20 protein-coding genes are annotated in these 24242 nt (G+C 51.3%); 11 read left to right on the forward strand and 9 right to left on the reverse strand.

What is annotated here, in order from left to right:
• The first annotated feature begins 9 nt into the window (after window positions 1-9).
• From hslO to N8M53_RS12315, 3 genes are all read left to right on the forward strand, one after another.
• Complete coding sequence (hslO, locus tag N8M53_RS12305) at window positions 10-885, forward strand: Hsp33 family molecular chaperone HslO (RefSeq protein WP_269578976.1); 876 nt, start codon at window positions 10-12, stop codon at window positions 883-885.
• Window positions 886-1206: 321 nt separating this feature from the next.
• Window positions 1207-2835, forward strand: a complete 1629-nt coding sequence (gene pckA, locus N8M53_RS12310; protein ID WP_269578977.1) for a phosphoenolpyruvate carboxykinase (ATP) — start codon at window positions 1207-1209, stop codon at window positions 2833-2835.
• Between the two features lie 125 nt (window positions 2836-2960).
• Window positions 2961-4805 (forward strand): AsmA family protein, encoded by a 1845-nt coding sequence (locus N8M53_RS12315; RefSeq protein WP_269578978.1) that lies wholly within the window; start codon window positions 2961-2963, stop codon window positions 4803-4805.
• On the opposite strand, the gene N8M53_RS12320 is transcribed toward N8M53_RS12315, so the two are convergent.
• From N8M53_RS12320 to N8M53_RS12330, 3 genes are read right to left on the reverse strand one after another with little or no spacing between them, the layout of a single operon-like run.
• On the reverse strand, window positions 4802-5746 hold the full coding sequence (locus N8M53_RS12320) for a bifunctional GNAT family N-acetyltransferase/hotdog fold thioesterase (protein ID WP_269578979.1): 945 nt from the start codon (window positions 5744-5746) through the stop codon (window positions 4802-4804). The genes N8M53_RS12315 and N8M53_RS12320 overlap by 4 nt on opposite strands.
• A 27-nt stretch (window positions 5747-5773) precedes the next feature.
• Window positions 5774-6208 (reverse strand): D-aminoacyl-tRNA deacylase, encoded by a 435-nt coding sequence (gene dtd, locus N8M53_RS12325; protein WP_269578980.1) that lies wholly within the window; start codon window positions 6206-6208, stop codon window positions 5774-5776.
• Window positions 6180-7148: a virulence factor BrkB family protein gene (locus N8M53_RS12330; protein WP_420066592.1), complete on the reverse strand. Its 969-nt coding sequence runs from the start codon at window positions 7146-7148 to the stop codon at window positions 6180-6182. The genes dtd and N8M53_RS12330 overlap by 29 nt, the downstream gene beginning before the upstream one ends.
• Window positions 7149-7218: 70 nt before the next feature.
• On the opposite strand from N8M53_RS12330, the gene N8M53_RS12335 reads away from it, so the two are divergent.
• On the forward strand, window positions 7219-7854 hold the full coding sequence (locus tag N8M53_RS12335) for a DUF2959 domain-containing protein (RefSeq protein WP_269578981.1): 636 nt from the start codon (window positions 7219-7221) through the stop codon (window positions 7852-7854).
• Between the two features lie 71 nt (window positions 7855-7925).
• Here N8M53_RS12335 and typA read toward each other — a convergent pair whose 3' ends face one another.
• The gene (gene typA, locus N8M53_RS12340; RefSeq protein WP_077668108.1) at window positions 7926-9752 is read right to left on the reverse strand and encodes a translational GTPase TypA; all 1827 of its coding nucleotides are present in this window, start codon (window positions 9750-9752) and stop codon (window positions 7926-7928) included.
• A 517-nt stretch (window positions 9753-10269) separates the two neighbouring features.
• On the opposite strand from typA, the gene glnA reads away from it, so the two are divergent.
• The 6 genes from glnA to add all read left to right on the forward strand — a co-directional run bounded on the left by glnA (window position 10270) and on the right by add (window position 18658).
• Window positions 10270-11679 carry a glutamate--ammonia ligase gene (glnA, locus tag N8M53_RS12345; protein ID WP_269578982.1) on the forward strand — a complete coding sequence of 470 codons (1410 nt, stop codon included), beginning with the start codon at window positions 10270-10272 and terminating at the stop codon, window positions 11677-11679.
• A 112-nt stretch (window positions 11680-11791) separates the two neighbouring features.
• Window positions 11792-12331 carry a DUF4124 domain-containing protein gene (locus tag N8M53_RS12350; RefSeq protein ID WP_269578983.1) on the forward strand — a complete coding sequence of 180 codons (540 nt, stop codon included), beginning with the start codon at window positions 11792-11794 and terminating at the stop codon, window positions 12329-12331.
• A 109-nt stretch (window positions 12332-12440) separates the two neighbouring features.
• Window positions 12441-13505 carry a nitrogen regulation protein NR(II) gene (gene glnL / locus N8M53_RS12355; RefSeq protein WP_269578984.1) on the forward strand — a complete coding sequence of 355 codons (1065 nt, stop codon included), beginning with the start codon at window positions 12441-12443 and terminating at the stop codon, window positions 13503-13505.
• Window positions 13498-14907, forward strand: a complete 1410-nt coding sequence (gene glnG / locus N8M53_RS12360) for a nitrogen regulation protein NR(I) (protein ID WP_269578985.1) — start codon at window positions 13498-13500, stop codon at window positions 14905-14907. Before glnL ends, glnG begins: the two co-directional genes overlap by 8 nt.
• 111 nt (window positions 14908-15018) lie before the next feature.
• Window positions 15019-17571 carry an EAL domain-containing protein gene (locus N8M53_RS12365; protein ID WP_269578986.1) on the forward strand — a complete coding sequence of 851 codons (2553 nt, stop codon included), beginning with the start codon at window positions 15019-15021 and terminating at the stop codon, window positions 17569-17571.
• A gap of 85 nt (window positions 17572-17656) precedes the next feature.
• Window positions 17657-18658 (forward strand): adenosine deaminase, encoded by a 1002-nt coding sequence (add, locus tag N8M53_RS12370; RefSeq protein WP_269580047.1) that lies wholly within the window; start codon window positions 17657-17659, stop codon window positions 18656-18658.
• A gap of 67 nt (window positions 18659-18725) precedes the next feature.
• Here add and hemN read toward each other — a convergent pair whose 3' ends face one another.
• The 5 genes from hemN to N8M53_RS12395 all read right to left on the reverse strand — a co-directional run bounded on the left by hemN (window position 18726) and on the right by N8M53_RS12395 (window position 23215).
• Window positions 18726-20099, reverse strand: a complete 1374-nt coding sequence (gene hemN, locus N8M53_RS12375; protein WP_269578987.1) for an oxygen-independent coproporphyrinogen III oxidase — start codon at window positions 20097-20099, stop codon at window positions 18726-18728.
• Between the two features lie 200 nt (window positions 20100-20299).
• Window positions 20300-20794 carry a DUF2489 domain-containing protein gene (locus N8M53_RS12380; RefSeq protein ID WP_269578988.1) on the reverse strand — a complete coding sequence of 165 codons (495 nt, stop codon included), beginning with the start codon at window positions 20792-20794 and terminating at the stop codon, window positions 20300-20302.
• A gap of 10 nt (window positions 20795-20804) precedes the next feature.
• The gene (gene yihI / locus N8M53_RS12385) at window positions 20805-21293 is read right to left on the reverse strand and encodes a Der GTPase-activating protein YihI (RefSeq protein ID WP_269578989.1); all 489 of its coding nucleotides are present in this window, start codon (window positions 21291-21293) and stop codon (window positions 20805-20807) included.
• Window positions 21290-21931 (reverse strand): methyltransferase domain-containing protein, encoded by a 642-nt coding sequence (locus N8M53_RS12390; RefSeq protein ID WP_269578990.1) that lies wholly within the window; start codon window positions 21929-21931, stop codon window positions 21290-21292. The genes yihI and N8M53_RS12390 overlap by 4 nt, the downstream gene beginning before the upstream one ends.
• Before the next feature lie 666 nt (window positions 21932-22597).
• Window positions 22598-23215 (reverse strand): c-type cytochrome, encoded by a 618-nt coding sequence (locus N8M53_RS12395; RefSeq protein WP_077457399.1) that lies wholly within the window; start codon window positions 23213-23215, stop codon window positions 22598-22600.
• Between the two features lie 149 nt (window positions 23216-23364).
• Between N8M53_RS12395 and yihA the strand changes: the two genes are divergently transcribed.
• Window positions 23365-24009, forward strand: coding sequence for a ribosome biogenesis GTP-binding protein YihA/YsxC (yihA, locus tag N8M53_RS12400; protein WP_269578991.1), 645 nt, complete (start codon window positions 23365-23367; stop codon window positions 24007-24009).
• Window positions 24010-24242 lie beyond the last annotated feature (233 nt).

A 24242-nucleotide genomic window follows, 5' to 3' on the forward strand; every position in this document is an offset into this window, starting at 1 on the left:
AGAAATTGCATGTCAAACGATCAACTACACCGTTACCTATTTGAAGATGTGTCTGTTCGTGGTGAGCTGGTCAAGCTCGATGACACCTATCAGCGCATACTGGAAAACCAAGATTTCCCGGCACCGGTCAATGCCTTGCTGGGAGAGATGCTCGCCGCAACCAGCTTATTGACCGCTACCCTCAAGTTTAACGGCTCAATCACCGTGCAACTGCAAGGCGATGGTCCTGTCTCTCTTGCGGTGATTAATGGGGATCATCATCAACAACTGCGCGGTACCGCACGCGTGAAAGGCGAAATCAAAGACGGGGCGACCTTGCCGGAGATGATGGGCAAAGGCCAACTCATCATTACCATTGAGCCTGTCGATGGTGAACGCTATCAAGGCATTGTCGGCCTTGAATCTGACAGCTTACAAGCCTGCCTTGAAGATTACTTCGCCCGTTCCGAGCAACTGATGACCCGCCTTTGGTTGCGTACAGGTGAGCACGATGGTAAGCCTCATGCGGCTGGGATGATGCTGCAAATTCTGCCAGATGGCAAAGGCGACAACAGCGACTTCGAGCATCTGGCTCAGTTGACTGAAACCATTAAAAACGATGAGCTATTTAGCCTGTCTGCTAAAGATGTGCTGTATCGTTTGTACCACCAAGAAAAAGTCACGCTGTATCCCGCGCAAGAGGTGGTATTCAAATGCAGCTGCTCACGTGAGCGCAGTGCCAGCGCGATCGCCGCTATTGAGCGTAGCGAAGTGGATAAAATGGTGGCTGAAATGGGAACAATTCATTTGCATTGTGATTATTGTGGCACAGACTACGCTTTCGATAGTGTTGATGTTGCAGCTATTTTCGAGCAAAACGCGGATTCTTCCTCACAAATGCAGTAACAGCGTGCTACATTTTTAGCGCTCCGAAGCAAATCCACCTGACGGAGTTCAAAAGCCAGCATTATGCTGGCTTTTTTCTTATTCCTACCCGACTTAACTCACATTTTTTCTCGCATTATTTTTGTACAAACAATAATAGGTCTTTGGGTAGCGCAAACGATTCACTAAGCGTTACCATGTCTACGACAGGCACCTGGTGGTCCGTACCCTACAATCACAATAACCCCAGTGTGCAGTCTTGTATGGAGTCAGTCCCTGAAGTCACATATTCAGGTTGCTAGCACAAAGACAGTTAACAACATCTTACCCCAAGGAGCACCTATGACTGTCCTGAACGTCGAACCCGAGGTCGCTGACATCGATCTTTCCCGTCATGGTCTGGAAAATGTCAAAGAAGTCATCCGTAACCCCTCTTATGAGCAACTGTTCGAGGAAGAAACCAAACCTGGGCTGGAAGGCTATGAAAAAGGCGTGGTGACCGAGCTCGGCGCGGTGGCGGTAGACACGGGTATTTTCACCGGCCGCTCACCAAAAGATAAGTACATCGTCCGCGATGACACCACCCGCGACACCATTTGGTGGTCTGATCAAGGCAAAAACGATAACAAGCCTATCGACCAAGCGGTCTGGAAAGATCTCAAAGCGCTGGTGACAGACCAGCTGTCAGGCAAACGCCTGTTTGTGATTGATGGCTATTGTGGCGCCAACCCAAACACTCGTCTACGTATTCGCGTGATCACCGAGGTGGCATGGCAAGCACACTTCGTTAAAAACATGTTTATCCGTCCAACCGAGGAAGAGCTGAAAGACTTTGAGCCCGACTTTGTGGTAATGAACGGCGCCAAATGCGTCAATACCAAATGGCGTGAACATGGGTTGAACTCGGAAAACTTCACCGTCTTCAACCTCACCGAACGCATGCAGCTCATCGGCGGCACCTGGTACGGCGGCGAGATGAAAAAAGGCATGTTCGCGATGATGAATTACTTCTTGCCACTGCAAGATATCGCGTCGATGCACTGCTCTGCGAACATGGGTAAAGACGGCGATGTTGCCATCTTCTTTGGTTTATCCGGTACCGGCAAAACCACCCTCTCTACCGACCCTAAACGTCAATTGATTGGTGATGATGAGCATGGCTGGGACGATCACGGTGTATTTAACTTCGAGGGCGGTTGCTACGCGAAAACCATCAAGCTATCGAAAGAGGCTGAACCGGATATCTATAACGCCATTCGTCGTGATGCGCTGCTAGAGAACGTCACCGTCCGCGGCAATGGCACCATCGACTTTGACGATAACACCAAAACTGAGAACACCCGTGTCTCGTACCCGATTTATCACATTGACAACATTGTTAAGCCCGTCTCAAAAGGCGGCCATGCCAACAAGGTAATTTTCTTGTCAGCGGATGCGTTTGGTGTGCTGCCACCCGTGTCTAAGCTGACCCCAGAGCAAACCAAGTATCATTTCTTGTCAGGCTTTACGGCCAAGCTTGCAGGCACAGAGCGTGGGATCACCGAGCCGACACCCGCGTTTTCTGCCGCATTTGGTGCCGCCTTCTTGACCTTGCACCCCACTCAATACGCAGAAGTATTGGTGAAACGCATGGAAGCGGCAGGCGCCGAGGCCTATTTAGTCAACACTGGCTGGAATGGCTCTGGTGAACGGATTTCAATTAAAGATACCCGTGCCATCATCGACGCCATCCTCGATGGGTCCATCGAGAAAGCGGACACCCAGGTTATCCCTGTCTTTAATCTTGAAGTCCCTGTGTCATTGAATGAAGTCAATGACGGCATTCTTGACCCGCGTGACACCTATGTCGACCCACTTCAGTGGGAAAGCAAAGCCAAAGATCTGGCGCAACGCTTTATCGATAACTTTGAAAAGTACACCGACACCCCCGAAGGTGCCGCACTGGTCTCAGCCGGTCCGAAGCTAGACTAACCCTACCCCCGTATCGCGCGTGCGATACGGGGGTCACTTCCCCACCGTAATACTGGCTAATAGTTGAAGTCACGACACTTTTGCGCCAGTCTTATTGCTACTGATTGCCTTGATAGGGTTGGTTCATGCGCATCCTGGCCAAACTGTTCGCCAGCTTCTTCATTCTCTGTGTTACCGCATTATTGGTGTTAGCAGTCCTCTTTCAAACGCGCTATAGCACAGCGCTGTTTCATCATGCCGTGTCGCCTTTGCTGCCAGGCGATCTCTCCGCCAAACAGGTTGTCTATCATTGGCGCCAACCACTTAGTTTGACCCTCACCCAGCCCAACTATCACGTTGGCTCTCAACACTGGCAAGCCGACCGGTTGCGCATACAACTTGATGCCACACGCTTGCCACGCATTCATTGGCTGCGGATTGATGGCCTATCTATCGATCTGACTGAGAGCACGCCACCACCTAGCCTAGAGATGTTGCCTGCGTCTCTGCAAATCGGTCGTGTCTTGTTCAATGACTTAGATCTCATTGGGCCAGATTGGCAAGCGCGCCAAGTGAGTGCCCAGCTTGATGAGTGGCAAAAAGGCGACTCGCCATGGGGCTCGGTCCGTGGTCGCGCGCAATGGGAAGCCAAACATATCGATTGGCACGGCCTAACGCTTTCTCATGCCCTCCTGGATGCCAAACCATCCCCTAAAGGCTGGCAACTGAATGGCCTCTCATTTCAATGGCAACGTGCTGCCTTTAACGCGCAAGGGCAATGGCAACCTGGCGCGCTCGCCTTGAGTCAGTTGACCATTAGCAATGCCATCGTGGATAGTGAGCAAACACAGCAGCGGCTCCGCGAGGCCTTGTCACATTGGCCGTCCAACACCCAACTCACCATCGATCGTGCGGACGTCCGTCAACTCAGTGCCGAGACGGATCAGCTCTCGGTCAATGCCTTGAACTTGTCAGCGGAACAGTTAGCGTTTTCTCCTCAGTCACCTTGGTGGCATCAGCCTCAGCTGCGCACCTCGTTTAATGCCGACTATATCCGTTGGCAAGGGCAAACGTGGGAGCAACCGTTGGGGGAGCTGGAACGTCGCGGAGACAATTGGATAGTCAACCAACTCACCAGCCAGTGGCATGAAGGGTTTATCGCTCTTTCCGGCCAATTTTCGCCCCAAGATTGGCAGATAGACAGGCTACGCGCCAATGGCCTCACGCTCAGCCGCGAACGGCTTAGGCCGTTGATAAGCGCATTGCCAACTTGGCCGCAACACATCTCCATCACCGATCTGTCGCTTAAACACAATGAATGGTTGGCGTTATCACCAGGTTTTCCGGTTAAGGTGGATGGCATTGACATCGACGGGCGCGATCTGCGCTTAAGCCGCGACCAACAGTGGCAACTGCGTGATGGCACGCTCACCGCAAGCGCGAGCTATGCCAGCATCAATCAACAGTGGTTAGCTGAGCCTTATTTGCGGTTAGAGGCGCACGACGGCCACGTCAACTTACGTCAGTTACTATTGGGCTTTCCCGATGGGCAATTGGCCGCCTCTGGGCAGTGGAATATCAATACACCGAGCCAGCCTTGGTCAGCACAGGTTGACGGCTTACAAGTGCCGTTATCGCTTTACCAAGCGTGGTTCGGCTGGCCACTGCCTTTGACGGGGTATCACGATCTACAAGGTCAATGGTCTGGGCTCGCCGCAGATGTAAACAGTTTCAAGGTCGGTTTAAATGGCCACCTAGCGGTCACGCTGCTCGATGCTCACGCCGCTGTTGCACCGGATAAAGGCTGGCCAGCGCGAATCGCTGGGTGGTTTCAGGACACGCCGGGCAAACAGCGTCAATCGCAGTCGTTCCCATTTGAAAAACTTTCTCTAAAAGCCGACCGTGGCGATATCACGGGTATCCTTCAGGGGGATACATCCGTGTCGATTGATTGGCCGATTTATCAAACCACCACCCCAAGGGTACGTTAACGCAGCAGTGCTAGCTGAGGAGCAGGCTGCGCGGTGGCGCCATCGTCTGATGGTAGCAACACGTAAGTGCCGGTAAACACGCCGGCTTTATCGTCGCCACTGAAAAACTCCACTTCTAGCGTGACACGCGCGCGGCGACCATTTTCCAGCCTATCCAGCTCACCGCTCAAGTTATCCAGAGAGACACTTGCTCTTGGCCGTTCAGCTACTGGACGGCGATAGCGAATATGACTGTCCGCCAGGACAATATCGGCACTGAGTTGGCGCTCTTTCATCAACAGCCATACCATCCCCCAACCCGCGAGCGTGGCAAGACTAAAAATACTGCCGGCAAACATGGTATGACGCGGATTCAGGTTGGCATTTAAGTTGGCGCACACTTCAAAGTAATAGCCGGTAAATTGGCTGATCTGCACGCCCATTTTGTCACTGATCGGGATTTGTTCTTGCCAGCGCTGCTGTAGCTCGGTACACCACTCAGGATGACGCACCACGTCAGACAAAGGATCTAAGGGTTTCACCATCTGTTGGTGACGGATAGGCCCACGTTCGTCACTTAAATCCCCCTGACGGATGAAGTCATGTTGTGCATAAAAGCTTACCGCCTCTTCTCGCGCACTGCACACAAGACGCTTGGCCCCCTCTTGCCGGGCCAATGACTCTAGTGCCATTAATATGAGCGCCCCGAGGCCACGATTACGAAAATCAGGAGAGACCGCCATGTAACGGATCTGACCATCATTGTCTGGCGTTAAGTAAAGACGCCCGATGGCGACAGGGTCATCGTCACTGTCGACAATCATTCGATGACATGCATTGCCATCGTAGGCATCGCGCTCTGAGCCGCGCGGCGCATGCCAAGGCTCTCGCAACATGCGATAACGAAAGTCGTAATAACGTGCAAGCTCCTGCTCTGTACGTGGCGTGACGATTTTAAACATGCCTATCTCTCCCTGTTAGGCGCACATTTATACTTGAAGCCAGAAAGTCACCGGCCCATCGTTAACCAAACTCACCTTCATATCGGCAGCAAACTGACCCGTTTGCGTCTCGACACCGGCTTGCTGGCAGTCTTGGCAAAACACCTCATACAAACGCTCCGCCTCGGCGGGTGAGGCCCCTGAAAAACTTGGACGCATTCCTTTTTTCGTGTCAGCCGCGAGGGTGAACTGAGAGACCACCAGTAACGCTCCCCCTGCCTGTGACACATTTAGATTCATTTTTCCTTCGTCATCTTCAAAGACGCGATAACCGCGCACTTTATGTGCCAGCTTGGCCGCTTGGCTCTCGGTATCGCCTTTTTCGACACCTAGCAGCACCACCAGCCCTTTGCCTATACAGCCCAAGGTGGAGCCATTTACCGTCACACTGGCTTCACTCACGCGTTGAATGAGGGCAATCATCGGTTTCCTCTTTTTGAGTGGTTAAAGAATGCGTCGCTGCCACTGATGTGGTCGATGCGTGTTGAGTGACTTGTCCCGCTGTATTTGCCCACCAGGTTGTCGACTCTCTCAGCGTCGCCGTTACTTGCGCGCCAAACAGCACAATACACCAACTGAAGTACACCCAGACAAAGAGAATCGGGATCACTGCCAGTGCCCCATAGATCAGTTGATATGACGGAAAGTGGGTTACATACAAGGCGAAGGCTTTCTTGCTCAGTTCAAACAAAATACTCGCTACCGCTGCCCCCACAAAGGCATGGCGCAATCGTACACGCGTATTGGGTACCAGGGTATAAAGCCCCGTAAAAGTCAACGTCGTCAGAATAAAGGGCAAAACGCGCAATAGCGTCGTGAATAGGTCATTGGCAATCCCACTTTGTAGTAACGACAGCGAGGTTAAATAGGAGCTCAACGCAATGCTAGTGCCAATAAGAATTGGCCCTAAGGTCAACACCATCCAATAGATGGAAAAGGCGATCATGGTGGGTCGCTTGGTCTGAATTTTAAAGGTGTGATTCAAACTCTTGTCGATCGCCGAAATAAGCATGATAGCCACCACAAACAAGAAGCTCACCCCTACTGCCGTCATTTTACCCGCGTTGGCAACAAACTCATTCAGATAGCGTGCCACCACCTCGCCAGCCGCCGGCACAAAGTTGTTAATCACAAACTGCTGTAGGGTTTCTCCCACCTCGGAAAAACCGGGAAAACTTGAAAAGGCGGATAGCACCACCGTCACTAACGGCACAAGGGATAGCAGCGTGACATACGCCATATGGCCCGCACTGACCGTGAGCCTATCTTCGCCCATCCGCCGCCATAAATGCGTGAGCATTGCCATCAACCAATCACGGTAATGACGCCATGCCTTCTCGTCTAGGATCCCAATTTTGCGCATCCTTCCACCTTAACCTTGTGTTAGCCTTAAGCATAATGAGTGTACATGATTTATTATTAAGGAGTTGCCTGTGCGGGTTATCTTTCTGTTTGCTATCGCCTTAACCCTACTCACCGGCTGTCAGTCTGCCTATTACTCAGCCATGGAGCAAGTGGGCATCCACAAACGCGATATCATGGTCGATCGCGTGGAAGACGCCGCTGATGCGCAGCAAGAGGCGCAATCACAGTTTAAAGATGCACGGCAAGCTTTGAGTCAGCTCACCCAGTTTGACGGCGGTGAGCTACAAGCTGCCTACGAGGCCGTGGATAGCCAGTATCAAAAAAGTCATGATGCGGTGACCCGCGTGCGCGAGCGGATTGATGCGCTTGAGTCCGTCTCTGAAGCGTTGTTTGATGAGTGGGAAGAAGAATTAGACTTGTACACGAATCAACGCCTGCAGCGTGATAGTGAGCAACGCTTGCGTCAAACCCGTGAGGAATATGAACGGTTACGTGATGCCATGCGTCGTGCCGAACAAACCATGACCCCCGTGCTAAACACGCTGCAAGATAACCGTCTTTATCTGAAACACAACCTCAACGCTCGTGCCATTGGTGCACTACAAGGCGAATTAGATGCGCTATCTGGCGAGATAGACCGTGCCGTTGCCGATATGCAACGCGCGATTCAAGCTTCAGACCGTTTTATCCAGACCCTCAATTAAACGAAACGCCACCCACTAAAAAGGCACCCGAGGGTGCCTTTTGTCAACGTCTCGCTAGAGTCTCCGCGAGATTAGCCTTTGCGGCCTGCACGCTTACGCTCCGTTTCCGTCAATAGCTTCTTACGAATACGGATGCTCTCCGGCGTCGCTTCAACCAGTTCATCATCATCGATAAACTCAAGCGCCTGCTCCAAGGTGTACTTGATCGCTGGGCTCAATACCTGCGCATCATCGGTCCCTGAGGCACGGACGTTGGTCAGCTGCTTACCTTTCAAGCAGTTAACCGTCAGATCGTTGGCGCGGTTATGAATACCGATCACCTGCCCCTCGTACACTTCGTCACCGTGCTCAGCAAACAGACGACCACGGTCTTGCAAGTTGAACAGTGCATAAGTCAGTGCTTTACCTGCCGCGTTAGAGATCAACACACCATTAATACGCTGGCCAATATCACCGCCTTTATACTTACCGTAGTGGTCAAAGGTATGATAAATCAGGCCCGAGCCAGAGGTCAGTGTTAAGAATTCTGTTTGGAAACCAATCAGACCACGTGATGGCATCACAAAGTCCATGCGCACACGGCCTTTGCCATCTGGCAGCATGTTCGTCAGTTCGCCTTTACGCAGACCGATGCTTTCCATCACGCCACCTTGATGCTCTTCGAGCACGTCAATGGTCACTGTCTCAAACGGTTCGAATTTCTCGCCGTTTTCTTCTTTGATGATCACTTCTGGGCGAGACACGGCGAGTTCAAACCCTTCACGACGCATGTTCTCGATCAGAATCGACAAGTGCAATTCACCACGGCCTGAGACACGGAATTTGTCCGGGTTATCTGTCTCTTCTACGCGCAGTGCCACGTTGTGAACCAACTCTTTTTGCAGACGCTCAAGAATGTTACGTGAAGTGACGTATTTACCTTCCAGTCCTGCAAACGGCGAGGTATTAACCTGGAAAGTCATGGTCACGGTTGGCTCATCCACAGTCAGTGCTGGCAGCGCTTCGACATTGCTTGGATCGCAAATCGTGTCTGAGATTTTCAGCTCACCCAAACCGGTAATCGCAATAATGTCGCCGGCAGAGGCTTCGCTAACATCGTGACGCTCAAGGCCCATGTAGCCTAAAACACTGCCTACTTTACCATTACGCTTGCTGCCATCGGCACTTACAATCGTCACTTGCTGATTCGGCTTAACCGAACCTCGGGTGATACGACCCACACCAATAACCCCGACATAGGAGTTGTAGTCCAGCTGAGACACCTGCATTTGCAGCGGCGTCGTGATATCAACGTCAGGCGCGTCAACGTTATCGACGATCGCGTTGAACAACGGCTCCATGTCCTCGCCTTCGGTGGTTTCTTCTAGGCTCGCCCACCCGTTCAGGGCTGACGCATAAACCACTTGGAAATCCAATTGCTCATCCGATGCACCTAAGGTGTCAAACAGATCAAACACTTGATCCATCACCCAATCCGGGCGAGCACCTGGGCGGTCAATCTTGTTGATCACCACAATCGGCTTTAGGCCATGAGAGAAAGCTTTTTGGGTCACAAAACGGGTTTGCGGCATTGGGCCGTCTACCGCATCGACTACCAGTAGTACGGAGTCAACCATCGACATGATACGCTCAACTTCACCACCAAAGTCGGCGTGTCCAGGGGTATCAACGATGTTAATGCGGTAGTCATTCCAGTTAATAGCCGTGTTCTTGGCCAAGATGGTAATGCCACGCTCTTTCTCAATGTCGTTTGAGTCCATGACACGCTCTTCCACCTCACCGCGGGAAGCCAGCGTACCGGATTGCTGCAGCAGCTTATCCACTAGCGTGGTTTTACCGTGGTCAACGTGGGCAATAATGGCGATATTTCTTAGTTTATCTGTCTGTATGTTGGTCATGGACTCTCTTTTTCACTCGATAGACGGGGCGCGCGCCGAAGTTGGCGAGCTATGCTAACACGACGGCACCGCCACCTGATTAAAAAAACGGCCGTAATGTACCAGATTTTGTCGCAAAACCCACCTTATTATGTGAATTAGCTCACCGTCACTCGGGGTTAACCCCGTCTCAGTTGGTTATTTATTGTGCAAATACAAGGGTTCATCGTGATTGGAGAAAAAATGAATTTTTAAAGACCGTCCACACTCTTGTCATGCATTGTCTGCTACAAAGAGAAGGGGCAATGCTGCACGCATCTCGTGCAAAGTGACGCACTGTCTTTGCCCCTTGCACCATATACGGTCAAACGTGCACCATAATAGTGCAAAATGCGCGTTTTTGACCAAGGCTGCACGCGATTTTATCGCGTTAAACGCGGTTTGGCGCGGCTTATAATTGTTGGCACGGTTTTCGCTTTGTCATGCAGCAAGGAGCCAACGCGCTATTTACTCAATTTGACACCGGAGGTTATTTCACATGTCAGTAGAAAACGTGCTCGCACTGATCCAAGAAAACGAGGTGAAATTCATCGACCTGCGCTTTACCGATACCAAAGGTAAAGAGCAGCATGTTTCTATTCCCTCACATCAAATTGATGATGACTTCTTTGAAGAAGGCAAAATGTTTGATGGCTCATCGGTAGCGGGCTGGAAAGGCATTAATGAATCAGACATGGTGATGATGCCAGACGCCAGCTCCGCCGTGCTTGACCCATTTACCGAAGAAAGCACCCTGAATATCCGTTGCGATATTCTTGAACCCTCAACCATGCAAGGCTACGACCGTGACCCACGCTCGATTGCCAAACGCGCTGAAGACTACATGCGTGCAACCGGCATCGCCGACACTGTACTGATCGGCCCTGAGCCAGAGTTCTTCCTATTTGATGACGTTAAGTTTGCCACTGATATGGCCGGCTCGTTCTATAAAATTGACGACGTCGAAGCAAGCTGGAACTCAGGCACCGCCCTAGAGGGGGGTAACAAAGGTCACCGTCCAGGCGTAAAAGGCGGCTACTTCCCAGTTGCACCGGTTGACTCATCACAAGACATTCGTTCGGCCATGTCCTTGGTTATGGAAGAAATGGGCCTTGTGGTTGAAGCGCACCACCACGAGGTGGCAACGGCAGGTCAAAACGAGATCGCCACACGCTTCAACACACTGACCACCAAAGCGGATGAGATTCAGATCTATAAGTACGTCGTCCACAATGTGGCGCACGCATTTGGTAAAACCGCTACCTTTATGCCAAAACCACTGGTAGGTGATAATGGTTCAGGGATGCACGTCCACCAATCGCTTGCCAAAGACGGCCAAAACTTGTTTGCCGGTGACAAATACGGCGGCTTGTCTGAAACCGCACTGTACTACATTGGCGGTGTTATCAAGCACGCACGTGCAATTAACGCATTCGCCAACGCCTCAACCAACTCGTATAAGCGTCTGGTCCCTGGCTTTGAAGCGCCGGTCATGTTGGCTTACTCAGCACGTAACCGTTCTGCATCAATCCGTATCCCTGTGGTACCAAGCCCGAAAGCACGCCGTATTGAGCTTCGCTTTGCCGACCCAACAGCCAACCCTTATCTCTGCTTCGCAGCGATGCTGATGGCTGGCCTCGACGGGATTAAGAATAAGATCCATCCTGGCGATGCCATGGATAAAGACTTGTACGACTTGCCAGCGGAAGAAGCAGCGGAAATCCCAACCGTTGCCGAGTCACTGAAAGAAGCACTGCAAGCGCTTGACGCGGATCGTGAATTCTTGACGACAGGTGGCGTATTCTCGGATGACTTCATCGATTCTTACATCACGCTGAAAGGCGAAGATGTTGAGCGTATCCAAATGACGACTCACCCTGTGGAGTTCGAGCTTTACTACTCAGTGTAAAGGCGCATACACCATAAATTGTTGCCCACCTCGCAGGTGGGCTTTTTTGTGCTTTTTACCCGCGAGACATGGCTTATCATTGCCAATATCTGCAGGAAAAAAAGGGTAAGCGATGCGCTGGCTAACCATCATCGTGTTCGGCCTCACTGTCACCTGCCAGGCTGGCACGATTTACCAATGGCGGGATCAAAATGGACAATGGCATATCAGTGATCAGCCTCCCAACACGCCCCACCAAGTGCGTCATTACGCTCCCTCGTCGCCGTCGCCACCGTTAACCCAACCATCGCAGACAACCACCCAGCCCACAAGTCAAGCAAACGTGGCGCTCACACTGGTTCACCCCAGTGATGGCGCAACGTTGCGCAGTAATCCCGGTAAGGTTTCAGTAAAAGCCATTCTTGCACCGGCTGCTTCCCCAAGCGACCACGTGCAACTGATGATGGACGGTAAACCCGTTCAGGTTCACCCTGAGCAAACGCGCAGCGCCTCACAGCTCACACTACAATGGCACCTCGGCCCGATAGACAGAGGCACCCATCACTTTCAAGTACACTATTTAGAAAGCGGCAAGGTAATTGCATCGTCCTCTGAACACCAGGTGTATTTGCATCGCGCCCATGTGAATCAGCCACATCGAACGCATGATTAACCCGCGACAACACCGATGCATTCACAAACCCAGCAGTGCAAGCTGCATCAAGCAAGGATCTCGATTACACTCAATGCACCAAATTAGTGCAAACAAGGATGCAACACGGATGACGCCCGCTCAACTGTTCGACCATCTCCTCACTGCGATTATTGTGGTGGATAGCCAATGGCGCATTCAATACGTCAACGCGGCCGCCGAGCAGCTGATGCATCAAAGTGCTAGGCGCTTGCTGACGCAACCGCTCACCGAGCAAATTCAGCACGCGAGCGTCGACTGGGCACAAATTGCCAACACCACACGTGCCGGGCAGAGCTTGACGGACAGTGATGTGACCTGGGTAGTGGACGGTCAGCCACAAAAGGTGCAACTCAGTGCCAGTCCGTTGTTTGAGCAAGCGGACGAAGGGCGACTGCTGCTAGAAGTCAATGTGGTCAGCCAACAACAGCGGATCAGTAAAGAGCTTACCCAAAAAGCACAACAACAAGCGGCAAAAGAGTTGGTACGTGGTTTAGCGCATGAAATCAAAAACCCCCTTGGCGGGCTGCGCGGCGCCGCTCAACTATTAGAAAAAATGCTCCCTGATGCGAGCTTGGCTGAATATACCCAGATTATTATCGAACAAGCCGACCGATTGCGAAACTTGGTCGACCGTTTACTGGGCCCACAGCGTCCTGGGTTGCGCCAACGACAAAACATTCACGTTGTGCTGGAAAAAGTCCGCCAATTGATTAGCCTCGATAACCACGAGGGCATACAAATCATTCGCGACTATGACCCCAGCTTGCCAGACTTTGAGATGGATCCTGAACAGCTTGAGCAAGCGATTCTCAACGTCGCCACCAATGCGGCGGATGCGATAAGTGGTCAGCCAAACGCGCGGCTCACCTTGCGTACCCGCACCGGGTTTCAAACCGTTATCCACGGCGAACGACACCGAGTGGTGGCACAAATCGAGATCATCGACAATGGGCCTGGGATCGCGCCACACCTGCAAGACACCTTGTTCTACCCCATGGTCACGAGCAAGGCCGATGGCAATGGCCTCGGACTCGCCATTACCCATCATTTAATCGATCAACATCAAGGTAAAATTGACGTGAATAGCTGGCCAGGCCACACCTGCTTCACCATCCAGTTGCCAATCATTGAAAAGGACACATCACATGAGTAAAGGGACCATTTGGATTGTTGATGATGACAGCTCCATTCGTTGGGTGATGGAACGCACCCTCAGTGCCGCCGGCCTCACCTGCGATACATTTAGCAATGCGGAAAATGTACTCAATGCCCTGCATGATCGTCGCCCTGATGTGTTGGTCTCCGATATTCGCATGCCAGGTAGCGATGGGCTGGCGCTGTTAAAAGCGGTACAAGAGCAACACCCTGACTTACCCGTGATCATCATGACCGCGCACTCAGACTTGGATGCAGCGGTCAATGCCTACCAAAAAGGGGCGTTTGAATACCTGCCCAAACCGTTCGATATTGATGAAGCGCTGGCACTGGTTGAGCGCGCGCTCGCCCACTATAAAGAGCAGCAAAAGCAACAAACGTCACAACAACCGCAAACGCAAACACCAGAGATCATCGGCGAGGCCCCCGCGATGCAAGAAGTGTTTCGTGCCATTGGCCGGTTGTCACGCTCCTCGATTTCGGTGTTAATCAATGGTGAGTCGGGAACAGGTAAGGAGCTAGTTGCCCAAGCGCTACATCGTCATAGTCCGCGGGCCAATCAAGCCTTTATCGCCCTGAATATGGCTGCCATCCCCAAAGACTTGATTGAATCTGAGCTGTTTGGTCATGAGAAAGGGGCATTTACAGGAGCCAACGCGGTCAGGCAAGGGCGCTTTGAACAAGCCAATGGGGGGACCTTATTTCTCGATGAAATTGGCGATATGCCATTGGATGTGCAAACGCGTTTACTGCGTGTGCTCGCGGATGGTCAATTCTATCGGGTCGGCGGTCACGCTGCGGTCGATGTGGATGTGCGCATTATCGCTGCTACCCACCAAGATCTCGAGCGCTTGGTGACAGAAGGCAGCTTCCGAGAAGACTTGTTTCACCGCTTGAACGTGATACGTGTTCACCTGCCCTCACTCAAAGATAGGCGCCAAGATATTCCCCAGCTGTGTCAGCATTTTCTGGCCCGCGCGGCCAAAGAGCTGGATGTCGAAGCCAAGCAACTCCACCCAGACACAGAAGCCATGATGAGCCAGTTACCTTGGCCGGGTAATGTGCGCCAGCTAGAAAACACCTGCCGCTGGCTTACCGTGATGGCCAGCAGTAAGGAAGTGCTTCCCTCCGATCTCCCAAGAGAGCTACTCAACCAGCCCAGCGCTGTGACCGACAGTGAAGCACATGATTGGCAGCAGGCGCTTACCCAATGGGCCCAAGATGCGATAACACAAGGACAACATGGCATTTTGCAACAAGCGCTCCCCAGCGTCGAACGCATCTTATTGCAGTCAGCGCTCAAGCACACTCATGGACACAAACAAGAGGCGGCTAAAATCCTAGGATGGGGGCGTAATACCCTGACACGCAAACTCAAAGAGTTAAATATTGAGTCTTAACTCATTATTGAAACTGACACTCTTTGAACCTCTGCTAAATTTAAGTAGAGAGATTGAGGTAAAATACAACAATCGTGTTATTTTTTTGATAAGAGTGAAGTTGCAGTCCTGATGAGAAACTTACGCCCATTGTCGATACGCGCTGCCGTTATGCTCCCCGTGTTTCTCGTCCTAACACTGACGTTGATAGTGATCATTATTACCATCAACAACCACTATCGCTCCAGCTCGCAATTTGTCGGCAAGTTATTACTCGAAGATTACTCTGTCGGTATTGAGCGAGACTTGCGCCAGTATCTTGCTCACCCATTCAATGCCAACATCTTTGTTGCTGACAGCCTGGCCGCCCGGCTTACCGATGCGCCAATCACTGACTCAGGGCTACGTGATTACCTTCTCAATAGCTACACCTCTCTCTATCAAGCCATGCCTTACATGCAGGTATTAAGCATTGGCGTCGATGCCGAGGGCGAATATTTCGGCTACCGTCAAAGCCAAGCAGGTCAGTATATTTTGATGGAGCAGAGTGAGGCGACACAAGGTACGCTGCGTATTTTTGATGGTCGCACCCCCAATGCCAACGTCGTTTACCAAGACAACCATTACGACCCGCGTGTCCGCCCTTGGTATATTCCTGCCTTTAACCGTGAACAACCACGCTGGACAGATATTTATCGTGATGCCGACGACGTCGGGGACGTGTCTTTATCAGCCATCGCCCCAGTAATGGTCAATGATAATGTGTGGGGCGTGGTCGCCAGCGACATCAAGCTCAATGCCTTTAATCGCTTCCTCAGTGAGCGTCAACAAAAACTCGGAGGGGCATTATTTATTGTCGACGATGAGGGCCGAATGGTCGCCCACAGTGGCAAAGAGAGTCCCAGTAATATCTTACATTTTCCCGATATTACCCATAATCCAGTCCTCGACAGTACGATTAGCCAGGTAGCAAACGCGTGGCCGCCCGACCCCAACCGTTTAGGCAGACCCTTTAATTTCGATATTGCCGACAAGGGCCATTTTTATGGCACCATTAAAAAAGTGGCGATGCCCGCTCCTTTTCAGCATCAATGGTATGTGGTGGTCGCACTACCTGACCAGCTATTGTTAAAAAACCTTCTTAGCCAGCAAGAAATCAGTATTTATCTGGTGATGACCATGGCACTAATAGGGCTAGCGGTGGTGTATTTCATTATACGCCAACTGACTCGCCCGTTGAGAGACACCGCTGAAGCGGCAGCCAAACTGGCATCCGGCAACTTGACTTACCGCATCAATACGCCAGCAAGCCTACGGGAAATCGCGATACTCAAAGAAGCGTTTAATAATATGTCGGTCAAATTGCAGCACTCTTTCAATGCGCTGCGCCAACAAGTCCGCCAAGACAACCTCACGCAACTCTATACGCGGGAAGGCTTGATTGAACAGGCCGCAGGCCTACGCTATCACGCCCCTAATACCTTGGTCATTTTGGGGATCAATGGCTTTCGTAATATTAATGATAGCCTTGGACAAGAAGGCGGGGACACCCTTTTATGCGCGATTGCCGATCGACTCAGCGCCCTCTCCGATGGTTCAGGCATGCTACTGGCACGTGTGCGTGGCGATGAGTTTGCCGTTCTCGCCCCCAATACCACTAACCGCACGCAGTCCGAAGCATTGGTCGATCAGTTACTGAGTTTGTTTAAACGCCCCGTCACCATTGGCAACGATGATGTCCTGGTCGACGCATGTGCTGGCGTGGTCTTTGGTTACACCTTTGGCGATGCCATCTATGAAGGCCTTGATCACGCCGGTCTTGCATTGAGCGAAGCCAAACGCAGTGAAACAGAGATGTACGTTTACTTTGAAGCCAACATGCAAGCACGGATTCAAGAGCAATCAAGGCTTCTCCTCGAGCTTCATCACGCCGTTCAACATCACCAGTTTGAGGTCTATTACCAGCCCTTTATCCGCTTGCTTGATGGCCGCTTCTGCGGCGCGGAAGCCTTAGTGCGCTGGCGCCACCCGACACGCGGCATGGTCTCCCCTGCTGAATTCATTCCCGTCGCCGAACAAAGTGGCTTGATTAATCAAATCGGCATGCAGGTGCTCGAGCAAGCCGCTTATGACACCGTGGCGCAGATTCAAAAAGGCTTATGGCCAGCCAATTATCAACTGCACGTGAATTTATCTGCACGTCAGCTGCTGTCAGCCGACTTTATCGACAAATTGCAAAGTGTGCTGGATCGTACCCAACTGCCAGCGGAGAATTTAACCTTGGAGATCACTGAGTCACAGCTGATGAGCCACGAACACTTGGCTACCTCAGGGTTAACCAAAATTCGCGCGCTGGGGATTAGAATTGCCATTGATGACTTTGGCACCGGCTATTCATCGCTAGCATACCTTCACCAAATGGCGTTCGACAGCCTTAAGATTGATCGCAGCTTCGTTCACTCGATGACAGAAAACAGCACCAACCAGCGCATCATTGAAGCCGTGGTCGCGATGACACGCGGTATGAATGTTCACCTGGTGGCCGAGGGCATAGAAACTCAAGAAGAAGCCGAGCGACTGCGTGACATCGGTTGCCACTTTGCGCAAGGTTTTTTGTTTGCTAAGCCCCTCCCCTTGGCGGAACAACCAACAGAACGGGTAACGGACAAGCTCCCCACGCGATAGCTGTCACGCCATCCACATACTGACTACTGACGATGAAGAGGTCACTCGCTATACTGAGCCCCAACTCACCTGCTGGGAACCGATGATGATAAGAAAAGACTTACCCGTGACGGATTTACACCGCCACCTAGACGGCAATATTCGTATCGAAACCATTTTGGCATTAGGGCAAAAATTTGCGATGCCGCTGCCCGCCACTGATATCGAGTCATTGCGCCCACATGTGCAAGTGGTTGAGACCGAACCCGATTTAGTGGCATTCCTGTCTAAGCTCGATTGGGGCGTGGCCGTATTAGGCGATTTGGATGCTGTTCGCCGCGTCGCCTACGAGAACGTAGAGGACGCCTTAAACGCTCAAATTGATTATGCTGAGCTACGCTTTTCGCCTTACTACATGGCACTGAAGCACCAATTACCGCTAGAAGGCGTGGTTGAAGCGGTTGTGGATGGTGTGCAAGCAGGTAGCCGTGATTTTGGCGTAAAAACCAACTTGATTGGCATCATGAGTCGTACCTTCGGCATAAAAGCCTGTATGGCGGAGTTGGATGCGCTCCTAACGCAAAAATCGCACTTAGTCGCCATCGATCTCGCCGGCGATGAACTCGGCCAACCGGGTGACCAATTCACCGAGCACTTTGCCAAAGTGCGCGCCAGCGACCTGCAAGTGACCGTGCACGCAGGCGAAGCGGCAGGCGCCCCCAGCATGTGGCAGGCCATCAATGAACTCGGCGCCACCCGTATTGGTCACGGCGTCAAGGCGATAGAAGACCCAGCGCTAATGGATTATTTGGCTCAACACCAGATTGGTATCGAAACCTGCCTGACCTCCAACATCCAAACCAGCACCATCGCTGATCTCGCACAGCACCCTGTGCGCCAGTTCCTCGACCACGGCATTCTGGCCTCGTTAAATACTGACGATCCCGCCGTCGAAGGCATTGAACTGCCTTACGAGTACGAAGTGGCCGCCCCTGCCGCCGGCTTAAGCCCAGCGCAGATCAGCACACTGCAAGAAAATGGCCTCTCGATTGCTTTCTTGTCTGATAGCGAGAAAGCGGCACTGAAAGCCCACGCAGCAGCACGCTAGTTCGTCGTAGAGTCGAACCCGGCGAGCCTCAATCCAAAAAAACCGCCAACGGGCGGTTTTTTTGTGCTTATATCACACGGGAGAACTGCTGTTGTCGGGCCCTATCACGCAAATAGACATCAAAGCTCATGCAGATATTACGGATTAACATCCGCCCCGTTTTGGTCACTGAAATCGTGTTATCAGTCACCCGGACCAAATCATCATCGATAAAGCACTGGAGCAGGGCAAGGTCTTCAGCAAAGTACTGATCAAAGTCGAGCTGATAGCGCGTCGCTATCTCCGCTTTCTCTAGGGTGAAGTTACACATCAGTGCTTTAATCACATCACGACGAATTCGGTCGTCCGGCTCAAGCATCACGCCTTTAAACAGAGCATGGCGCTCAGCATCCACTTGCTGATAATACGCTTTCATCTCTTTTTGATTCTGCGCATAACAATCACCAATCATCGAAATCGCCGACACGCCGAGTCCGAGCAGATCACAGTCACCTTGGGTGGTATAGCCCTGGAAGTTACGGTGCAAGCGCCCTTCCCGCTGCGCGACGGCCAGCTCATCATCAGGCAGAGCGAAATGATCCATGCCGATAAACTGATAGCCTGCGCCCGTTAAGGTATTGATGGTGTCTTGCAACATGGTGAGCTTGGCGTCCGGTGACGGTAAATCCTCTTCTTTGATTTTGCGCTGCGCAGCAAACAAGTTGGGCAAGTGGGCATAATTAAACACCGACAGCCGACCTGGACGCATGGTAAGGACTTGCTCAAGGGTGTTGGCAAATCCGTCAGGCGTTTGACTGGGCAAACCATAGATCAAATCAAGGTTAGTAGAACGAAAACCTAGATCACGCGCGCGTTCAACCAATGCACGAATAAAATCTTCATCTTGCTCGCGATTAACCAGCTGCTGCACTTTTTTATCAAAGTCTTGCACCCCGATACTGATGCGGTTGAAGCCTTCGCTACGCAGGTGATCGAGCATGTCGAGTGGAATTTCGCGCGGGTCGACTTCGATGCTGATTTCGGCATCGTGCTCGAAATCAAACTCTTGACGCAACAACCCCATTAAGCGTGAAATTTGCGTCTTGGTAAGAAAGGTAGGCGTGCCACCGCCCCAATGCAGCTGAGTCACTCGACGTGAACCCAGTAAGAAAGCGCGCTGACGAATCTCGTGCTCAAGCGCATCCAGATACTCATCCGCCTTGTGTTGGTGCCGTGTCACCACTTTATTGCAGCCACAGTAATAACAAAGTTTGTGGCAAAACGGGATATGCACATACAACGACAAAGGACGCTCAGGGTACTGACTACACGCCATATCAAATTCCGCGGGCGCAAACGCCTCATGAAATTCAAGTGCCGTCGGATACGACGTATAACGGGGCCCTGAGTAGTTGTACTTATTGATAAGGGCTTGATCCCAAATGATTTGTGGTGATGACATGGCTTACATTCCGCAAAAGCGCTTAGGAAAGGAGTAACAGCGTCTAGTGTGCCACAGCCTTGAGTAAGGTGTTTAGCACTACCCGCACTGGTGTTGCGAAAGTGTCGGTGAGATCGATTTTCGCCCAATAATTATAAGGGTATTGAGGCAAAATAACAGTGGAAAGCAGCTCTTATCGGCTGCTTTCCAGGCAGTCACGCTCAGTGTGTGAGGATATGATCGGGAACGTGGCGCCCCCCGGTAAAGGCAAGAATTTCTGCAAGCTCCACTTTTATCGCCTCTTCCAAGCGCGCTTCATGTTTGGCTCGGTCTAGGTCGAGTCGCATGCGCTCATTCTTTTTCAATCCCTTTCTTGCCTCACCGCGAGGGGTATCTTTTACCGCCTCATACAGTTCAAACAAGGCTGGATAGCGGCTATCAAATTCAACCCGTTTGTCGCCTTGTAAGTGGTCCATGATCATGTAAAGACGGATGGCGGCCTCCGACAAATCACATTGATCTTGCAGTGCTGCAAATGCAATCACGTCAACACTCTCAATGATTTTGTCGTTACGCTTGTTGATCGCCGCCTCTTGTATCTCGGCTTGCAACTTGGTTTGCCGTCTTAATTTGGCGAGCAATACGCCCGCATAAACGGATAACGCTAAAATTATTAGCGCGCCAAACCCTGCCAGTATCCAGATCCACTCCTGCACCGATTACTCCTTATTGATCGTCCTGTTGCTCAAATTTAGCCAGCAGGTCGTCCTCATCATCCAGCGCGTCATCGTCGGCAAGCAGGCCCAGTTTATCCATCAGCACCTCAATCCGATCCAGCTTCTCATCCACGTAAGCTTGCAAGCCCGCCCCTAATTTCTCGCCATTTTCAATGCGATCCAGCAGCACGTTAAGCTGTGGGTCTTGTTCAAGCTTCGCAAGCTCTTGCTCTGGCGTGAGCTTCGGTTGCTTCGGTTTTACTGCATCCGAGCCCAATGGAATCGGCTTTTTGCTACCAATACGTGGGTCTTTTTTGCCACCGCTGCGACGCACTTGCTTGTTGTCTTCTTCTGAATGACGCGAGCCGGCTTTCTTACCTTTGCGCTTTTTCTGCTTTTTCAGCATTCGCGCAATGCGGTCTTGCTCGTTCTGATTTTTATCTACGTATTGCGCCGGGCCTTCCGATCCTACGCGGCGCGTTTTCTTTTTACGCGTCATGTCTGTGGTTTCCTCATTAATATTACGTCGTTGCCGATAAACGTGAGCTCCAAGCCAGCTTGGCAAGCAAGAAACTGGAACGTGTGGCGACTAAAAAAGCTAACGTGGGTCAGATCGTTCTTATAGTGCCAACGTGAAAATGCATCTCTATCCTTAACCAACTTGGTCATAATACCCAAATAGCCGCCCAGCTTAAGCATCGTTAACCATTGATGCCACTGCTCCTTCGGCCAATAAAAATGTTCGATCGCCTCCGTACAGGTAATAAAGTCATACTGTGCATCCAGTACGTCGGTCTGTGGCGCATAGAAAGGATCATAGCAGGCGACACCATGTCCTGCGTCTCGCAACATACTCGCCAAGACAGGCCCCGGGCCACAGCCAAAGTCTAACCCGTCCGCTGGCACCGCAAGTCGCTCAAGCAAAGGCGTGGCTAAACGCGATAAAAAACGCTGGTAGCCTTCGTCTTCAGGGTGATTTTGGTGCAAATCATAAATGGCCTTTTCGTCCTCTGGCGCGAGCAGCGTTTGGCGATCAACAAATACCAACGCGCAATCCGTGCACTGAAAGTACGCACGGCGTTTGTCGGTATGATAAAGATGGGTTGTTGTGTGCTCACATAAAGGGCAGTGCTGCATGTCATTCATCTATGCCAAAAGCTGGCGCGAATGTAGCAGAAAGTGGGTCAATAAAAAAGCGACAGGCATAAAGCCTGTCGCGTATCGCGCTTGCGATAATAAGCGGATAGTGTCCGTCCTGGTACTCTGTTCATCCCTGAGAATGGCGCTTTGCGCCTTAGTATCAACGTCCTGTCATTGTGGGTAGCATGCTTGCCTGTCAGTCGCTTCCTGCGTCCTTGTCATTCGACACCCACCACACACCCTGTGTAACGTCGTCCTTGCCGGCCAACCTTGGCTGCATCCACACCCTGTGGTAAGACCGTCCTGGTCGTCGCACCCTTCTTGGCGCAGTCATGTGTCCCTAACACCAACTTCCTGTTGATGTTGATAGCATATCGCAGTGAGCGAGACTGCCTAGAATGTCAGCCAATAAAAATAAGAATAAAAAAAGGAAATCCCAGTTAATTAACTGATTTTAAATAAGTAAAAAATATGTCTTTCAAAAAATGACGTATTTTTCTTGCTAGCAAATAGCCAATCTCTCACATAGAAGGTCGCCGTTATCGCTATCGGTGTGATGTGATGCTAAAGCGCGAGCCAATTGCCATGGACAGGTGAATAAATGGGAGGGATAAAAAACGGCGGCGTCTATCACACCGCCGTTTTCGCAGAAAGGCTCGGTTATTAGTGCAATCCGCCTAAGTAGTTAGACAGCGCATCAATTTCCTTGTCCGTCAGTTTCGCGGCCACCGATCGCATCATTTTATTCATATCGTTATGACGCTCTCCAGCGCGGAACATTTTCAGCTGACTAGCCAAATACTTCGCGGGCTGGCCAGAAATTTTCGGGAAGCCAGAAGATGGGGTGCCGTTACCGCGAGGACCGTGACAAGCTGTACAGGCTGCAATACCGCGCTCAGGATCGCCGGCCATATAGAGCTGGCGGCCCACTTCGATAGCACCTTCAGGCGTGGTGCCTGGCTTGGGTGTTAAGGTTGCGTAATACGCTGCTAAGTCTGCCATGTCTTGCTCAGAAAGCGGAGCCACCATGCCAGCCATTACAGCGTTATATCGCCCTTGCTCACCGCCGCTTTGCGCGCCAAGCTTAAATTCTTTCAGTTGTTTCTCTAGATAGTTGGCGTGCTGACCCGCCAAGTTTGGGTAATCAGGCAAAACACTGTTACCGTCAGCACCGTGACAGGCGACACAGGTATTGGATTTTGCTTTGCCCGCTTCAGCATCTCCTTGGGCCCAGACTGAAGTGCTGGCGAGGAGAGTCAATATTAGCGCTAATTTCTTCATGACATTCCGTTTATAATTATCAAGCTTCCAGTACCACTACTTAGTTACCGTCATGGTACAATTACCGATCAAAAACCGAGCACGGTTATTTTACACAAATTCACACAAAAGTAATCAGTCTACTACACCAAGACGAGACGGAGTTAACAGTGGAGCAATCACTTAATTACCGTAACACCCAGTTTGTTACCAGCGCACCCGACATTCGCCATCTTCCTGATAATACGGGAATAGAGATTGCGTTTGCTGGCCGTTCCAACGCCGGTAAGTCTAGCTCCCTTAACCGTCTTTGTGACCAAAAGAGCCTAGCAAAGACCAGTAAGACCCCCGGGCGCACACAATTAATTAACCTCTTTAAGGTGGACGAAGGTTGTCACATTGTCGACCTACCTGGTTATGGTTATGCCCAAGTCCCTTTGGAAATGAAAGAGAAGTGGCAGCGTTCGCTGGGAGAATATTTACAAAAACGTGATCAACTTGGCGGATTAGTGGTCTTAATGGATATTCGTCATCCGATGAAAGACTTGGATCAGCAACTGATTTACTGGGCGGTAGAGTCTCACTTGCCAGTGTTAGTACTACTGACCAAAGCCGATAAGTTGAAATCAGGAGCACGTAAGCAGCAACTGATGAAAATCCGCGAAGCGTCACTGGCTTTTTGCGGTGATGTTGAGGTCGAGTTGTACTCATCGCTTAAAGGTATGGGCGTCGATAAACTACGCCGTAAGCTAGACGGCTGGTATCAACAAACACCCCCAGTCATCGCAGACGACGACGCACAACCAACCGAGTAACTCTCTCTAACGGAGAGATCCTACCTGCCACTCACGCAGATAAAAAAAAGCCGACCCTCAATACGAGGGCCGGCGAATCTTTGTGCGTAAGCGATCTGATAAGACCCCGTAGACACATAAAGAACAAGAAGCTGCACGCATTATAACCAAGCTTATCGCCAAAATTAAAGTAATTACTCTAATTTTTTTGATGAGAATGGGGATAAGCGAGTCAGCGAAACATAAAAAGGCAG

The organism is Salinivibrio kushneri (assembly GCF_027286325.1).
Taxonomy (GTDB): domain Bacteria; phylum Pseudomonadota; class Gammaproteobacteria; order Enterobacterales; family Vibrionaceae; genus Salinivibrio; species Salinivibrio kushneri_A.

What these genes read in the sequence shown, in the direction of transcription:
- hslO (WP_269578976.1), top strand. Translation starts at nt 10, where the DNA reads ATGTCAAACGATCAACTACACCGTTACCTATTTGAAGATGTGTCTGTT.
- pckA (WP_269578977.1), top strand. Translation starts at nt 1,207, where the DNA reads ATGACTGTCCTGAACGTCGAACCCGAGGTCGCTGACATCGATCTTTCC.
- N8M53_RS12315 (WP_269578978.1), top strand. Translation starts at nt 2,961, where the DNA reads ATGCGCATCCTGGCCAAACTGTTCGCCAGCTTCTTCATTCTCTGTGTT.
- N8M53_RS12320 (WP_269578979.1), bottom strand. Translation starts at nt 5,746, where the DNA reads ATGTTTAAAATCGTCACGCCACGTACAGAGCAGGAGCTTGCACGTTAT.
- dtd (WP_269578980.1), bottom strand. Translation starts at nt 6,208, where the DNA reads ATGATTGCCCTCATTCAACGCGTGAGTGAAGCCAGTGTGACGGTAAAT.
- N8M53_RS12330 (WP_420066592.1), bottom strand. Translation starts at nt 7,148, where the DNA reads ATGCGCAAAATTGGGATCCTAGACGAGAAGGCATGGCGTCATTACCGT.
- typA (WP_077668108.1), bottom strand. Translation starts at nt 9,752, where the DNA reads ATGACCAACATACAGACAGATAAACTAAGAAATATCGCCATTATTGCC.
- glnA (WP_269578982.1), top strand. Translation starts at nt 10,270, where the DNA reads ATGTCAGTAGAAAACGTGCTCGCACTGATCCAAGAAAACGAGGTGAAA.
- N8M53_RS12350 (WP_269578983.1), top strand. Translation starts at nt 11,792, where the DNA reads ATGCGCTGGCTAACCATCATCGTGTTCGGCCTCACTGTCACCTGCCAG.
- glnL (WP_269578984.1), top strand. Translation starts at nt 12,441, where the DNA reads ATGACGCCCGCTCAACTGTTCGACCATCTCCTCACTGCGATTATTGTG.
- glnG (WP_269578985.1), top strand. Translation starts at nt 13,498, where the DNA reads ATGAGTAAAGGGACCATTTGGATTGTTGATGATGACAGCTCCATTCGT.
- N8M53_RS12365 (WP_269578986.1), top strand. Translation starts at nt 15,019, where the DNA reads ATGAGAAACTTACGCCCATTGTCGATACGCGCTGCCGTTATGCTCCCC.
- add (WP_269580047.1), top strand. Translation starts at nt 17,657, where the DNA reads ATGATAAGAAAAGACTTACCCGTGACGGATTTACACCGCCACCTAGAC.
- hemN (WP_269578987.1), bottom strand. Translation starts at nt 20,099, where the DNA reads ATGTCATCACCACAAATCATTTGGGATCAAGCCCTTATCAATAAGTAC.
- yihI (WP_269578989.1), bottom strand. Translation starts at nt 21,293, where the DNA reads ATGACGCGTAAAAAGAAAACGCGCCGCGTAGGATCGGAAGGCCCGGCG.
- N8M53_RS12390 (WP_269578990.1), bottom strand. Translation starts at nt 21,931, where the DNA reads ATGCAGCACTGCCCTTTATGTGAGCACACAACAACCCATCTTTATCAT.
- N8M53_RS12395 (WP_077457399.1), bottom strand. Translation starts at nt 23,215, where the DNA reads ATGAAGAAATTAGCGCTAATATTGACTCTCCTCGCCAGCACTTCAGTC.